Annotated in this window: 14 protein-coding genes; 6 read left to right on the forward strand and 8 right to left on the reverse strand. The window is 62.8% G+C overall.

All coding sequences use genetic code 11. The features are described from left to right. Positions 1-8: 8 nt before the first annotated feature. Positions 9-878: a glycosyltransferase family 2 protein gene (locus EI545_RS17270; RefSeq protein ID WP_125326612.1), complete on the reverse strand. Its 870-nt coding sequence runs from the start codon at positions 876-878 to the stop codon at positions 9-11. 98 nt (positions 879-976) lie between these two features. Beyond that, positions 977-1864: a YghX family hydrolase gene (gene yghX, locus EI545_RS17275; RefSeq protein WP_125326613.1), complete on the reverse strand. Its 888-nt coding sequence runs from the start codon at positions 1862-1864 to the stop codon at positions 977-979. 222 nt (positions 1865-2086) lie between these two features. On the opposite strand from yghX, the gene nrdR reads away from it, so the two are divergent. Both nrdR and ribD read left to right on the forward strand, forming a co-directional pair. After that, positions 2087-2554: a transcriptional regulator NrdR gene (gene nrdR, locus EI545_RS17280; protein ID WP_125326614.1), complete on the forward strand. Its 468-nt coding sequence runs from the start codon at positions 2087-2089 to the stop codon at positions 2552-2554. Between the two features lie 26 nt (positions 2555-2580). After that, positions 2581-3657 carry a bifunctional diaminohydroxyphosphoribosylaminopyrimidine deaminase/5-amino-6-(5-phosphoribosylamino)uracil reductase RibD gene (gene ribD / locus EI545_RS17285; RefSeq protein WP_125327658.1) on the forward strand — a complete coding sequence of 359 codons (1077 nt, stop codon included), beginning with the start codon at positions 2581-2583 and terminating at the stop codon, positions 3655-3657. 305 nt (positions 3658-3962) lie between these two features. On the opposite strand, the gene EI545_RS17290 is transcribed toward ribD, so the two are convergent. After that, complete coding sequence (locus tag EI545_RS17290; RefSeq protein WP_125327660.1) at positions 3963-4391, reverse strand: VOC family protein; 429 nt, start codon at positions 4389-4391, stop codon at positions 3963-3965. Between the two features lie 92 nt (positions 4392-4483). Between EI545_RS17290 and thyX the strand changes: the two genes are divergently transcribed. Further along, complete coding sequence (gene thyX, locus EI545_RS17295; RefSeq protein ID WP_125326615.1) at positions 4484-5386, forward strand: FAD-dependent thymidylate synthase; 903 nt, start codon at positions 4484-4486, stop codon at positions 5384-5386. 3 nt (positions 5387-5389) lie between these two features. Next, positions 5390-6478 (forward strand): hypothetical protein, encoded by a 1089-nt coding sequence (locus EI545_RS17300; RefSeq protein WP_125326616.1) that lies wholly within the window; start codon positions 5390-5392, stop codon positions 6476-6478. 151 nt (positions 6479-6629) lie between these two features. Here the strand turns inward: EI545_RS17300 and EI545_RS17305 are convergent, their stop codons facing one another. From EI545_RS17305 to EI545_RS17325, 5 genes are all read right to left on the reverse strand, one after another. Further along, positions 6630-7550 carry a porin gene (locus EI545_RS17305; RefSeq protein WP_125326617.1) on the reverse strand — a complete coding sequence of 307 codons (921 nt, stop codon included), beginning with the start codon at positions 7548-7550 and terminating at the stop codon, positions 6630-6632. A 280-nt stretch (positions 7551-7830) separates the two neighbouring features. Continuing rightward, positions 7831-9474: a CTP synthase gene (locus tag EI545_RS17310; RefSeq protein WP_125326618.1), complete on the reverse strand. Its 1644-nt coding sequence runs from the start codon at positions 9472-9474 to the stop codon at positions 7831-7833. Between the two features lie 160 nt (positions 9475-9634). Beyond that, positions 9635-10090, reverse strand: coding sequence for a preprotein translocase subunit SecG (secG, locus tag EI545_RS17315; protein ID WP_125326619.1), 456 nt, complete (start codon positions 10088-10090; stop codon positions 9635-9637). Between the two features lie 237 nt (positions 10091-10327). Continuing rightward, a complete protein-coding gene (locus EI545_RS17320; RefSeq protein WP_125326620.1) occupies positions 10328-10729 on the reverse strand; it encodes a VOC family protein in 402 nt (133 codons plus the stop codon). Beyond that, positions 10722-11117 carry a DUF6524 family protein gene (locus EI545_RS17325; RefSeq protein ID WP_125326621.1) on the reverse strand — a complete coding sequence of 132 codons (396 nt, stop codon included), beginning with the start codon at positions 11115-11117 and terminating at the stop codon, positions 10722-10724. Before EI545_RS17325 ends, EI545_RS17320 begins: the two co-directional genes overlap by 8 nt. Positions 11118-11291: 174 nt before the next feature. Between EI545_RS17325 and EI545_RS17330 the strand changes: the two genes are divergently transcribed. Beyond that, positions 11292-12584, forward strand: a complete 1293-nt coding sequence (locus EI545_RS17330; protein WP_125326622.1) for an adenylosuccinate synthase — start codon at positions 11292-11294, stop codon at positions 12582-12584. A gap of 106 nt (positions 12585-12690) precedes the next feature. Beyond that, on the forward strand, positions 12691-12936 hold the full coding sequence (locus EI545_RS17335; RefSeq protein WP_125326623.1) for a DUF2842 domain-containing protein: 246 nt from the start codon (positions 12691-12693) through the stop codon (positions 12934-12936). Positions 12937-12954 lie beyond the last annotated feature (18 nt).

The raw sequence follows: 12954 nt of genomic DNA on the forward strand, positions 1-12954 counted from the left end.
GTGCAGGCCTAGTCGCCGACAAAGGGCCAGACCGGAAAGCTCAACCCCTGTGCGGTCAGGATGTCGCGCAGCCGGAACGCCTCAACCCGCATCCGGGGGGCAAAGGCCAGAAGGTCGGTGTTCCGCACGCCGCCGGCATCGAAATCGGCAAAGGCCTGATCCAGGCGGTCGCGCTTTCGGGCCGGGTCCTGTGAATTGGCATGGCCGCGCTGGCGCTTTTCCTCGAACTCTTCCAATGACTTGACCGCGTAGTGATGCAGCGCCGCCACCGCAACATCCGGGCGCTTCACCGATGTCAGGCCCACAAAGGCCACATCGCGGCCCGAGGGGTTCACATAGCGGCCCGCCGAAGGCTCCACCCGGTGGATGCCTGTGCCAACCAGCATCACCCGCCGCCCGATGGCCTTGACCTGCCGGTTCGGCACGGCGTCCGGGGGCAGGGCGTCGGTGAAGCGTTCGATAACCGGGGCCGGGTGCCAGGCCTGCTGTCCGCCGCTGCCAAAGACCACCCAACTGACCGCCACGGCACTGACGCTGTCGTCAAACCGCTGCAGGAACGCGCCGAAGCTGGCATCCTCGCGCAGGAGCAGGAATTCGTCGGCATCGAAGAACGCCAGCCAGTCGGCCCGCGCCCGCTTCCGTGCATCGACGTAGGCCAACCGCTGCGGCCGTTCGCCGACAGTATGGGGCCAGTGGATCAGGTCAATCTCGCCCGCCTTGGCCAATGCGGCCAGCAAATCGGCGGTGCCGTCCGTGCTTTCGTTGTCGTAGATCAGGAAGTCATCAACGCCGAGTGCCTTGTAATGCGCCAGCCATTCCACCACCCCGCGGATTTCGTTCCGCAGGATGGCGCACAGGGCAATGGTGGGCATGGGCATCGGCTGGCATCCTGACCTTGGCGCAGTGGCACAGTGGCACAGCGGCACATGGGCGACCGTCCTAGCCGGTCGCCCTGCACGGATCAAGCCGGGGAAGATCAGGCCAGATTTGCCACGAAGAAGGCGATCGTCCGGTCCCAGGCCAGTTCGGCCGCCGCAGCATCATAGCGGGGCGTGGTGTCATTGTGGAACCCGTGGTTCACGCCGGGGTAGACATGCGCCTCATAGGTCACGCCCGCCGCCTGCAGCGCCGCCTCATAGGCGGGCCAGCCTTCGTTGATCCGCTCATCAAGCTCGGCATAATGGATCAGGAGCGGGCATTTGATTTTGGCAACATCCTCGGTCGCGGGCGCCCGGCCATAGAAGGGCACCGCGCCTGCCAGTTCCGGATAGGCCACGGCACAAGCATTGGCCACACCCCCGCCGTAGCAGAACCCGGTCACGCCGACCCGCCCGGTGGACCCGTCATGCGCCAGCAGAAATTCGACCCCGGCAAAGAAATCGTTCATCAGCTTTTCCGGGTCGACCTGCGCCTGCAATTCACGCCCCGCGTCGTCATTGCCCGGGTAGCCGCCAAGGCTGGTCAGCCCGTCCGGCGCCAGCGCCAGAAACCCGGCCTTGGCCACGCGGCGCGCCACATCCTCGATATAGGGGTTCAGCCCGCGGTTTTCATGCACGACGAGCACCGCCGGCAGAGGCCCGTCAACGCCCGAGGGCCGCACCATGTAGCCATTTACGGTGCCATGCCCGTTGGGCGAGGGATAGGTGATCCGCTCGGCCACGATCCCGGCATCATCCACCGCCACCTGCTGGGCCAGCGCATAGTTCGGGGCCAGCATCTGCAACAGCATCACCGCCGTGACACCGCCCACGGCCCATTTCCCGGCGCGGTCCAGAAACTCGCGTTTCGAGATCTTGCCATGGGCGTAGTAATCGTAAAGTTCCAGCAGTTCCTGATCAAAGTCCTTCGCGGTCATCCGGTTCATCGTGCCCCTCCGTCCTGAAAGGCACAGGGTAACCCAGAGCGCGCGCGCCTGCGCCACACGAAGGCGTGAGTCCTCGCCGCCACAGTCTGGCCCCCCAGATGCTGGGCCGCGCAGTTCGCACTTCCCGAAATGCGCGCAAGGCCCCTATAGTCTGTGGTGGGAACCGGGGAAAACACCCGGCCTTGAGGCAGGACAACCAAACAACAAGCAAGGAGGGGGCCGATGCGCTGCCCATTCTGCGGCAACATCGACACGCAAGTGAAGGATTCAAGGCCTGCGGAGGATCACGTCTCGATCCGCCGTCGCCGTTTTTGCCCGGCCTGTGGCGGGCGCTTCACCACCTATGAGCGGGTGCAACTGCGCGATCTTGTCGTCATCAAATCCTCCGGCAAGCGTGAGGATTTCGATCGCTCCAAGCTGGAACGGTCGATCCGCATTGCCATGCAGAAGCGGCCCATTGACCCGGAACGGATCGACCAGATGATCTCTGGCATCGTGCGGCGGCTGGAAAGCCTTGGCGATACCGACATCCAGTCCAAGCAGATTGGCGAGATCGTGATGGAGAGCTTGGCCCGGATCGACACCGTCGCCTATGTGCGCTTTGCCAGCGTTTACAAGAACTTCCAGACGGCGGACGACTTCGACGGCTTCGTCAGCGAGCTTCGGCCCGGCAGCGCCAGCGAAGAGTGACCGCCCGGGCTGAAGACGCCGAACACATGGCCCACGCCCTGCGCCTTGCGGCGCGGGGCTTGGGCAATGTCTGGCCCAACCCCGCCGTGGGCTGCGTGCTGGTGCGGGATGGCGTGATCGTCGGTCGCGGCTGGACCCAACCGGGCGGCCGGCCCCATGCCGAGGTCCGTGCACTTTCGCAGGCCGGCCCGCTGGCCGAAGGGGCCACCGCCTATGTCACGCTGGAACCCTGCGCCCACCATGGTCACACGCCCCCCTGCGCTGACGCGCTGATCGCCGCCAGGGTCGCCCGCGTCGTCACGGCGCTGACCGACCCCGATCCCCGCGTCTCCGGCAAAGGCCACGCCATGCTGCGGGCGGCAGGCATCGCCGTGACTGAAGGCGTGATGGCATCTGAAGCCACTCACCTCAACGCGGGCTTCCTGAAACGGGTGACTCAAGGCCTGCCCTTCGTCACCCTGAAACTGGCGGCAAGCCTCGACGGCCGCACCGCCACCGCAACCGGGGAAAGCCGCTGGATCACCGGCCCCGACGCCCGCCGCAAGGTCCACGCGATGCGCCTTGCCCATGATGCGGTGATGGTCGGCTCCGGCACAGCCTTGGCTGACGACCCAGACCTGACGGTCCGCGACATGGGGACCGTCCGCCAGCCCATCCGCATCGTGCTCGACCGAATGCTGCGCCATTCCCCCGACAGCCGCCTAGGCAGCACTGCCAAGGATCATCCCGTCTGGCTCCTCCACGGCCCATCGGCTCCGGACCCCGCGCGCAAGTCGTGGGAAGCTGTCGGAGCTACCCTGATCGAGATTCCTGAAACAGACGGCCACCTTGACCTGAAAGCCGCCCTGCAAACCCTCGCAAGCAAGGGCCTCACTCGCATTTTCAGCGAAGGCGGAGGCACGGTTGCGGCTGCGCTGGTGAAGGGAGGGCTGCTGGATGAATTGGCGATGTTCAGTGGGGGTGTACTGATTGGAAGCGAGGGGCATGCAGCCCTTGGACAGCTCATGCTCCGCAGCTTGTCCGAAGCCGCTCGGACTGTTCTCCTACTTGAGGAAAGAGTCGGCAATGACACCTTCAGCCGCTGGCGTCTTGCTCTTGGGTGACAGCTCTATTCCTTACGCAGCCGTGCCATTACCCAAGCAGCTATAACGTCACCGAAGAAGATCACGATCAACACTGCAGTCGCACTCACCGCGTTTTCCACAGTGTCGACTGGACTATACGTCGGGTCCAGGAAACCCATCCCAAAAACAGCAGTCGCCAAGAGGAACTTCGTTCTGAGCGAGTAGCGCATCCCTTTGTCCCAGCACCTGTTCCAACGATTAATAGGGTGCGCCAAAGCGCACCCTATTGCCAGCGTTAAGCCATAGCCCAAGGATAGTGACCTTGTCGCAGGCTATGGCCGTCCTCACCAATGCCCGACGCTGGCCATGCTCACCCAAGGCTCCGCCGGGGCCTTGGCGCCGCCCTTCTGCAACAACTCCACCGACACATTGTCCGGCGACCGCACAAAGGCCATCCGCCCATCGCGTGGCGGGCGGTTGATCAGCACCCCATGTGCCTGCAGATGGGCGCAGGTGGCGTAGATGTCGTCCACCTCATAGGCCAGATGCCCGAAATGCCGCCCATCCGACGGCAGCCCCGGGTCGCCGTCCCAGTTGTAGGTCAGCTCCACTGGGCAGTCTTCCTGCCCGGAAGGCGCCATGAAAACCAGCGTGAACCGCCCGCCTTCATTGTCATAGCGCCGCGTCTCCTTCAGCCCCAGAAGCTTGTAGAACGCGATGGATTTTTCCAGGTCCAGCACCCGGACCATCGTATGCAAGTATCGGATCGCCATCATTCTCTCCTCAATGTCTCGTTGATCTTGCGGTATCGCAGCTACCCCCCGCAAGATATAGTGACGCCGACTCACACGGAAAGGCCGCGCCCATGCTTACCCCCGACCAACTGGCCGAAATCGACGCCGCCCGCGCCACCCCGCGCCCCACCCTTCGCGCCGTGTCCGAAGGGATGGAGGCCCATCTTTACCGCGCCCACCCCGTGCTTGACCACGGCTTCATCCGCGTCATCGACTACATGGGCGATGATGCGGCCATCGTCCAGGCCGCCCGCGTGTCATATGGGGCGGGCACCAAGCACGTCCAGAACGACGAGGGCCTGATCCGCTACCTCATGCGCCACTGGCATTCCACCCCGTTCGAGATGTGCGAGGTCAAGCTGCACGTCAAGCTTCCCGTCTTCGTCGCCCGCCAGTGGATCCGCCACCGCACCGCCAACGTCAACGAATACTCCGCCCGCTACTCGATCCTGGACCGGGAGTTCTACATCCCCGCCCCCGAACAGCTTGCCGCGCAAAGCACGGTGAACAATCAGGGCAGGGGGGAGGTCCTGACCGGCGAAGAGGCCGCCCGCGTCCTCGACCTCCTCAAATCCGACGCCAACCGCGCCTATGACCATTACGAGGCGATGCTGTCGCAGGACGGCCAGCAGGGCCTTGCGCGGGAACTGGCCCGGATGAACCTGCCCGCCAACATCTACACCCAGTGGTACTGGAAGGTGGACCTGCACAACCTGTTCCACTTCCTGCGCCTCCGCGCCGACGCCCACGCCCAATATGAGATCAGGGTCTACGCCGAGGCGATTGCAGCCTGCGTGAAGGATTGGGTCCCTTTGGCCTTCGCGGCGTTCGAGGATTACCGGATGGGCGGGGTCACGCTGTCGGGCAAGGCGATTGCGGTGCTGAAGCGGCGGCTGGCGGGGGAAGCGGTGACGCAGGAGGCGTCGGGTATGTCGAAGGGTGAGTGGCGGGAGTTTGTGGAGGTTTGGGGGTAAGCTGTGTTTGAAGCAAAAACTGTTCTTGTCCTTGGAGCAGGCGCCAGCGCCGAAGTTGGGCTTCCCGTTGGAAACGCTCTTCTGAGTGAAATTTGCAAGCTGATCGACATCAAATTTGACTATGGCAGCCAAAAGAGTGGTGACCACCTCATTACCTCCGCACTGAAGTTAGTTTTGAAGGAAGGTCGCGAAGTAAACAAAATTAATGAGCACCTTCACTCAGCCTGGCAAATCATAAGATCTGCACATCAAGGAATATCAATTGATCATATAGTGGACGCACTTGAGGACGCTCGCGTTGAACGAGTTGCCAAACTTGGGATAGTCCGCGCAATTCAACTGGCTGAGGAAAATAGTCAATTCTTCATGCGCCCAAGTGATCCCCGACATGAACTCAATCTACTTCAGTACAGAAGCACTTGGTACGATGCCCTCACCAAGGCGATCTGCGAAAAGCGAAAAAAGAGCGACCTGCATTCTGTATTTGAAAACATCTCAATTGTTAGCTTTAACTACGATCGCTGTATAGAACGCTACCTCCCGGTCTCGATCGCAAACTACTATGGAGTTCCAACCTCTGAAATTCATCAGCTGATGCCAAAGTTGGAGATTGTTCGTCCTTATGGCATTGCTGGGTATTTAGACTGGATGGGACGAACTGACGAAATTCACGGGTACGAATTGGGGTTGGAAGCTTCGCGTCTGGCCAATTCGTCTGAGATGATCCGAACATTTACTCAGGGCGTTGCAGATGAGGCGATCTCTCAAAGAATACAGACTTGTATATCTGACGCAGAACGAGTGATTTTTCTTGGGTTCGCGTTTCATCCTCAAAACATGAGCATACTTGAAGCAAGAGTCGATCAAAACACAGAGGTACTTGCAACAGCACATTCGGCCTCTGACAACGATAGAAAAGTCATTCAAGATTCCATTTTGAAGACATTTGGGTATCGCGGCGACAAGCCTAGCTCGATAATCATTGCCGCTGAGACGTGCAGTGGCCTGTTTCGCAGTTACTGGCGCACAATAACTGCACCTCCAGTTCCGCGATCTATCCGTTATCAACTCACAAGAAAAACTATTGGATAGCAAGCACCCGCGGCGAGCGTCGGTCGGGGTTCACCCCAAAGTCCCAAAACCGCTTCTGCCAGCGAGCGTAGGGTGGGTGCTAACCCACCACCCCCAAAGCAAAAGGGCGGCAGGTTTCCCCGCCGCCCCTCGCAAACTCTCGCGCGTCAGATCAGAACGCGCCGGTCAGGGCTGCGTTCAGCGCGCCGCGGCGTGGGTTGAAGATCGAGTCGGCGACGCTGTTCAGCGGGGCCTCGGTGCCATTGCCACCCAGCGGGAAGGTCAGGCCAAGGCGGATCGTGTCGAGGTCGGCGTCATCCCCGCCGGTCGACAGGTCGGTGCGCGCCAGTTCCAGCGATACGGTCGAGGCGATGCCGGCCATCCCGGACAGGTCATAGCCGACGCCAAGGCCGAACGTCGTCACATCAAGATCAGCCTCATCCAGCGACGTGCGGCTGTAGCCGCCGAAGACCGAAAACTGCTCGTTGATTTCATAGGTGGCGGCAAGGCCGATCAGGTCGATGTCCACATCGTCGCCGGGGGTGTCGATGTTGGCCCGCAGGAAGGCGGCGCCAAGGTTCAGGTTCGGCACGGCCGAATACTTGGCCGTCAGGCCGAAGTTCCTGATGTCGATGTCAGCAATCGCGCCGATGTCGGGGCTTGTCGTCGTCTCACCGATGAAGGCGCCGAAATCCAGGCCTTCCATGCTGTAGCCGCCCGACAGGCCGATCGTCCGCAGCGAAATGTCGATGGGCAGGATATCGGCGCTGAGCGTCAGCTCTTCGACATAGGCGCCCAGCGACATGCCGTTGGTGAAGCGGTAGCCAAGGTCAAAGCCGAAGAAATCGCCGTCCAGGTCAACATCGACATCGTCGATATTGATGTCGATGTAGCCGGCCTGCACGCCGAAGGTGATGCCGTTGTCAAAGGCCATGCCCATACGGCCGTCCAGCGAGGTCGTGCGGAGCCCTTGCGAGATTTCGTCGATGTCGTGGTCGCCAAAGCCCAGTGTCACGCCGCCCGAAATCTCTTGCGCTGCGACAAGGCTGGGCATGGAAATGCCAAGAAGGAGCACTGCAATGGTGCGTGTCATGATGCTATCCTTTTTTGAACCGCTCGTGTTTTGGTTGAGCAAAAGTTAACAAACTACCCCGAAACCGGCAAGAAACCGCCGATCACAAAAGGCGCCGCAGGCGACTTTGTGTTGCAGTTCGGCCGGATTCTACGATCTGGGGGAGAGTTTCGGCTAAATGGGCGCAACCGTAGATGGTAAACGGCGCCTCTGACGCAGAAATATGCTAACAAAGAGTTAACGCCTGCAGCCTTCCTTTTGAGGTCGATGAGCCACCGAAATGCCCCCTGTGAGCACCCCGTCAGACCAGCCGCGACACCTCGACTGCGGCCCGCACGAAATCGGCGAACAGGGGGTGGGGGGCGAAGGGTTTCGACTTCAGTTCGGGGTGGAATTGGACCCCGATGAACCAGGGATGGTCCTTCACTTCCACGATTTCCGGCAGCTTGCCGTCCGGGCTCATCCCCGAAAAGACAAGGCCACAGGATTCCAGCTTGTCGCGGTACTGGATGTCGACCTCATAGCGGTGGCGGTGGCGTTCTTCGATCACGGTGGTGCCGTAGATCCGTGCGACGGCCGAGCCATCCTTGAGGTTCGCGGTATAGGCCCCCAGCCGCATCGTGCCGCCCTTGGCATCGGTGGTCTTGCGGGTGACGGTGTGGTTGCCCTGCACCCATTCCTTCAGGTGGTAGACGACCGGAGTGAAGCGCTTCGCCCCCGCCTCATGGTCAAACTCCTCCGACCCGGCGTTCGGAAGGCCGGCAAGGTTGCGGGCGCTTTCGATGACGGCCATCTGCATCCCCAGACAGATGCCCAGATAGGGGATCTTCTTTTCCCGCGCATAGCGGGCGGCGTTGATCTTGCCCTCGGTCCCGCGTTCGCCAAAGCCGCCCGGCACCAGAATGGCGTGGAAGGCTTCAAGGTAGGGGGCGGGATCTTCGCGTTCGAAGATTTCGCTGTCGATCCATTCGGCGCGGACCTTGGTGCGGTTGGCCATACCGCCATGGGTCAGCGCTTCGGCGATGGATTTGTAGGCGTCTTCCAGCTGGGTGTATTTGCCAACGATGGCGACCCGAACTTCGCCCTCGGGGTGGGTGATGCGGTCCATCACGTCTTCCCAGCGGGCAAGGTTGGGCTTCGGGGCCGGGGTGATGCCGAAGGCGTCAAGCACCGCCTGGTCAAGCCCGGCCTGATGGTAGGCGAGGGGGGCCTGGTAGATCGTCTTGAGGTCATAGGCCGGGATGACGTGTTCCTTGCGGACGTTGCAGAAGAGGGCGATCTTTTCGCGCTCACGTTCCGGGATCGGATGTTCGCTGCGGCAGACGAGGACATCAGGCGCAAGGCCGATGGATTGCAGTTCCTTGACCGAGTGCTGGGTGGGTTTGGTCTTCAGCTCTCCGCTGGCCGCAAGGTAGGGCAGGAGCGTCAGGTGCATCAGGATCGACTGGCCGCGTGGGCGTTCATGGATGAACTGGCGGATCGCCTCGAAGAACGGCAGGCCTTCGATATCGCCGACGGTACCGCCGATTTCGCACAGCATGAAATCAACCTCCTCATCGCCGATGCGGAGGAAATCCTTGATCTCATTCGTGACGTGGGGAATGACCTGAATGGTCTTGCCGAGGTAGTCGCCCCGACGCTCCTTTTCCAGCACGTTGGAATAGATCCGGCCCGAGGAGATACTGTCGGTCTGGCGTGCGGACACCCCGGTGAAGCGTTCGTAATGGCCAAGGTCAAGGTCGGTCTCGGCGCCATCGTCGGTGACGAAAACCTCACCATGCTCAAAAGGGGACATCGTGCCGGGGTCGACGTTCAGGTAGGGATCAAGCTTGCGCAGGCGGACGGTGTAGCCACGGGCCTGCAAGAGCGCCCCAAGCGCAGCGGAGGCGAGGCCCTTGCCAAGCGAGGACACCACGCCGCCCGTGATGAAGATGTAGCGCGCCATGGTGGACCCCCGTGCATATGTCGGTGTGTTTGCAGCGATTCGGATCAGGAGGAATCGCGACACCACGGGACATGAGGTATAGCGAAGGCCCAAGCCTAAGGCAACGCCCGCCGCTATATGATGCGGCGGATGCTGAAGGATAGCCAAGCGGTAGTGGGATTCAGGGTGTTGCTGCGGGAGCCGGCGCGGTGTTCGCGGGCGCAGTTTCCGTGGGCGCAGCGTCAGTGGCTGGCGGTTCCGCGACGGGTTCATCCGCGCGGGGCGGCGTTGCCGGCGCATCGCCGGCAGTCGGCGGCAGCAGGTCGGTGCCAAGCAGCCCGCCGGTGGCCGGGGCCGCAGGGGCGGTTTCGCTGGCCGGGGCGTCAAGGCTGTCCACGACCGAGCCGCGTTCCGCGCCGCGGGTGGCAAGGATGGTCAGGGTGATCGAGGTGATGATGAAGGCGATGGCGAGAAGCCATGTCACCTTGGTCATCGCTGTGGCGGCACCGCGTGCCGACATTGCACCCGTGCCACCACCACCCATGCCCAAGCCGCCACCTTCCGAGCGCTGCAACAGCACCACGCCGATCAACAGCAGGGCGAGGATCAGGTGGATGGTAAGGACGACGTTTTCCATGGGGCTTCCTGGCGGGCTTCCGGGCGGCTGACGCGCCTATCTAGGCGGAAGGGCGCGGGGGTGCAAGAGTGCAGGGGTGTTTCCCGCATTGACCCGAACGGGGGGGCCGTCCTGCGGGGCATCGAGCCCCTTGGACGGCGCTGCCGGGGATCCACGCCCCCCGGGGCGGGATCTGGGGCGGCGGAGGCGCCTCCGGCGGGAGTATTTGGCAAAGAGCAAGACAAGACGGCGCTGGGGTCAGGGCTGGTCAGACGGGTCATGGTGGACGGCAGAGAGTTTGTTGCCATCCGGGTCGCGGACGTAGGCTGCGTAAAAGCCGGGGCCATAGGGGCGCAGGCCAGGCGCGCCTTCGTCGGTTCCGCCATGGGCGATAGCTGCCGCGTGGAACGCGTCCACCGCTTGGCGACTGGAGGCGGTGAAGGCGGGCATGGAGCCGTTGCCAACCGTCGCAGGCGCGCCATCGAATGGCAGGGTGACCCACAGGCGCGCGCGGCGGTCGTCCGGGTGGGCATAGCCGACCTCATCTGCCTCGGTCGCGCGCCGGACGAGGCCGAGGGGGGCGAGGGCCGCGTCATAGAAACGGGCGGCGCGGGCGAGGTCATTGGTCCCGAGGGTGAGGTAAAGGAAGGTCTCAACCATTGATTTCATCCACGCTGGCCTGACCGGACAGGCGCTGGCGCAGGATCGACCATGACATGCCGATCCCAAGGATCAGCGACAGGGCGAAGATCGCCAGCCAGACCGTCAGCGCCGAATTGCCAAGGGCAAGCAGGCCCCAGTCGGTCAGCACCCAAAGCCCGGCGCCGAAGATCGCGGCGATGATCAGCGCCCCGATCAGCCCGATGGAGCGCATGGTCGCGACGATGTAGACCATGGCGGCCACCGCAAGGATCAGCCCAAGGAACACGATCAGCGGCTTTTCATCGGCCCAGCCGTCGCGCGCCCAGGTGACGTAGTTCCAGTTCGTCGGGTTGAAGATGGCAGCCAACAGGAGGAAGGCGCCAAGCCAGCGAAGGAAAATGCCCATGGTGCGGCCTTTCGAAGGGGGATCGTCCTGCCATGGATAGCGGATTTTCTGGGCCTTGCCACTCCTCTCATCAGACGCCCTTTGGGATGATGCAGGCCCCGGGTGATTTTGCCGGTTCCCCCCGGGGCGCGGGGCCGCTATAGGACAGACGGTTTGCAGCATCGGGAGATGGATATGGCCAATGTCGTCGTCGTGGGGGCCCAATGGGGCGATGAAGGCAAGGGCAAGATCGTCGACTGGCTGAGCGAACGCGCCGATGTGATCGCGCGGTTCCAGGGCGGCCACAATGCCGGGCATACGCTGGTGATCGGCGGGAAGGTCTACAAGCTGTCGCTGTTGCCCAGCGGGATCGTGCGCGGGGGCAAGCTGTCTGTCATTGGCAACGGCGTGGTGGTCGACCCGTGGCATCTGGTGGCCGAGATCGACAAGCTGCGCGATCAGGGCGTGGAGATCACGCCCGAAAACCTTATGCTGGCCGAGAATGCCTCGCTGATCCTGCCCATCCATGGCGAGCTTGACCGGGCGCGCGAAGGCCAGACTTCGGTCGCCAAGATCGGCACGACGGGGCGTGGCATTGGCCCGGCCTATGAGGACAAGGTTGGTCGCCGGGCGATCCGCGTGGCGGATATCTTTGACGCTGCCACGCTGGAAACCCGGATCGGGCGGCTTTTGACGCATCACAACGCCTTGCGCGCCGGGCTGGGGCTGGAACCGGTGGATGCCGAAGCGCTCAAGGCGCAGATCCTTGAGGTGGCGCCGAAGGTCAAGCCCTATGCGGGGCCCGTCTGGAAGGTGATGACCGAGGCGCGGCGGGCGGGCAAGCGGATCCTGTTCGAAGGGGCGCAGGGGGCTTTGCTGGACATCGACTTTGGCACCTATCCCTATGTCACCAGTTCCAACACCATCGCGGGGCAGGCGGCGACGGGGGTCGGTGTCGGGCCGACGGCGATTGATTTCGTGCTGGGGATCGTGAAGGCCTATACGACCCGTGTGGGCGAAGGACCGTTCCCGGCGGAACTGCACGATGCGGACGGCGACCGGCTGGGCGAGCGCGGGCATGAATTCGGCACCGTGACGGGGCGCAAGCGGCGCTGCGGCTGGTTCGACGCGGTTCTGGTGCGGCAGACCTGTGCGACCAGTGGCGTGTCTGGGATCGCGCTGACCAAGCTGGACGTGCTGGACGGGTTCAAGACGCTGAAAATCTGCGTGGGCTATGATCTGGACGGCACGCGGCTGGATTATCTGCCGACGGCGGCGGATCAGCAGGCGCGCTGCACGCCGATCTATGAAGAGCTTGAAGGTTGGTCCGAGACCACCGCAGGTGCGCGGTCCTGGGCCGAATTGCCGGGGGCGGCGATCAAATATGTGCGCCGGATCGAGGAGTTGATCCAGTGCCCGGTCGCACTACTTTCCACCTCTCCTGAACGGGACGACACGATCCTTGTGACCGACCCCTTCGCGGATTGATGCGGCAAGGCCTGTATTGGCCCCTTAGGCGCGCTTTGGCTGGCATCGCAGTGCCGGACTGACAAGGGGCGCCGGACGGGGCAAGCGGGTGCGGAAGGAACAGGGAATGGCGCTGAGCTACAAGTCACGACGGCGCTGGGCGCTGGTCATCCTGCTGGTCGGGATGCCGCTATATGTCGTCGCGGCGGTCACACTGGTCGGCCTGCTGGAGCGGCCACCCATCCTGGTCGAGCTGTTCGTTTATGTGGCCCTTGGCTTTGTCTGGGCGCTGCCGTTCCGCTTTGTCTTTCGCGGTATCGGTCAGCCCGACCCCGCTGCCGCGCCGGATGAAAGCGACGATCCGCGCCGGTAAGGCGCGGATCGACTGGCC

It is taken from the genome of Tabrizicola piscis (assembly GCF_003940805.1).
In the GTDB taxonomy this organism is placed as follows: Bacteria; Pseudomonadota; Alphaproteobacteria; order Rhodobacterales; family Rhodobacteraceae; genus Tabrizicola; species Tabrizicola piscis.

Bases quoted from the DNA above. Each gene is read 5' to 3' on its own strand.
- EI545_RS17270 (WP_125326612.1), bottom strand. From the start codon at position 878: ATGCCCATGCCCACCATTGCCCTGTGCGCCATCCTGCGGAACGAAATC.
- yghX (WP_125326613.1), bottom strand. From the start codon at position 1,864: ATGAACCGGATGACCGCGAAGGACTTTGATCAGGAACTGCTGGAACTT.
- nrdR (WP_125326614.1), top strand. From the start codon at position 2,087: ATGCGCTGCCCATTCTGCGGCAACATCGACACGCAAGTGAAGGATTCA.
- ribD (WP_125327658.1), top strand. From the start codon at position 2,581: ATGGCCCACGCCCTGCGCCTTGCGGCGCGGGGCTTGGGCAATGTCTGG.
- EI545_RS17290 (WP_125327660.1), bottom strand. From the start codon at position 4,391: ATGGCGATCCGATACTTGCATACGATGGTCCGGGTGCTGGACCTGGAA.
- thyX (WP_125326615.1), top strand. From the start codon at position 4,484: ATGCTTACCCCCGACCAACTGGCCGAAATCGACGCCGCCCGCGCCACC.
- EI545_RS17305 (WP_125326617.1), bottom strand. From the start codon at position 7,550: ATGACACGCACCATTGCAGTGCTCCTTCTTGGCATTTCCATGCCCAGC.
- EI545_RS17310 (WP_125326618.1), bottom strand. From the start codon at position 9,474: ATGGCGCGCTACATCTTCATCACGGGCGGCGTGGTGTCCTCGCTTGGC.
- secG (WP_125326619.1), bottom strand. From the start codon at position 10,090: ATGGAAAACGTCGTCCTTACCATCCACCTGATCCTCGCCCTGCTGTTG.
- EI545_RS17320 (WP_125326620.1), bottom strand. From the start codon at position 10,729: ATGGTTGAGACCTTCCTTTACCTCACCCTCGGGACCAATGACCTCGCC.
- EI545_RS17325 (WP_125326621.1), bottom strand. From the start codon at position 11,117: ATGGGCATTTTCCTTCGCTGGCTTGGCGCCTTCCTCCTGTTGGCTGCC.
- EI545_RS17330 (WP_125326622.1), top strand. From the start codon at position 11,292: ATGGCCAATGTCGTCGTCGTGGGGGCCCAATGGGGCGATGAAGGCAAG.
- EI545_RS17335 (WP_125326623.1), top strand. From the start codon at position 12,691: ATGGCGCTGAGCTACAAGTCACGACGGCGCTGGGCGCTGGTCATCCTG.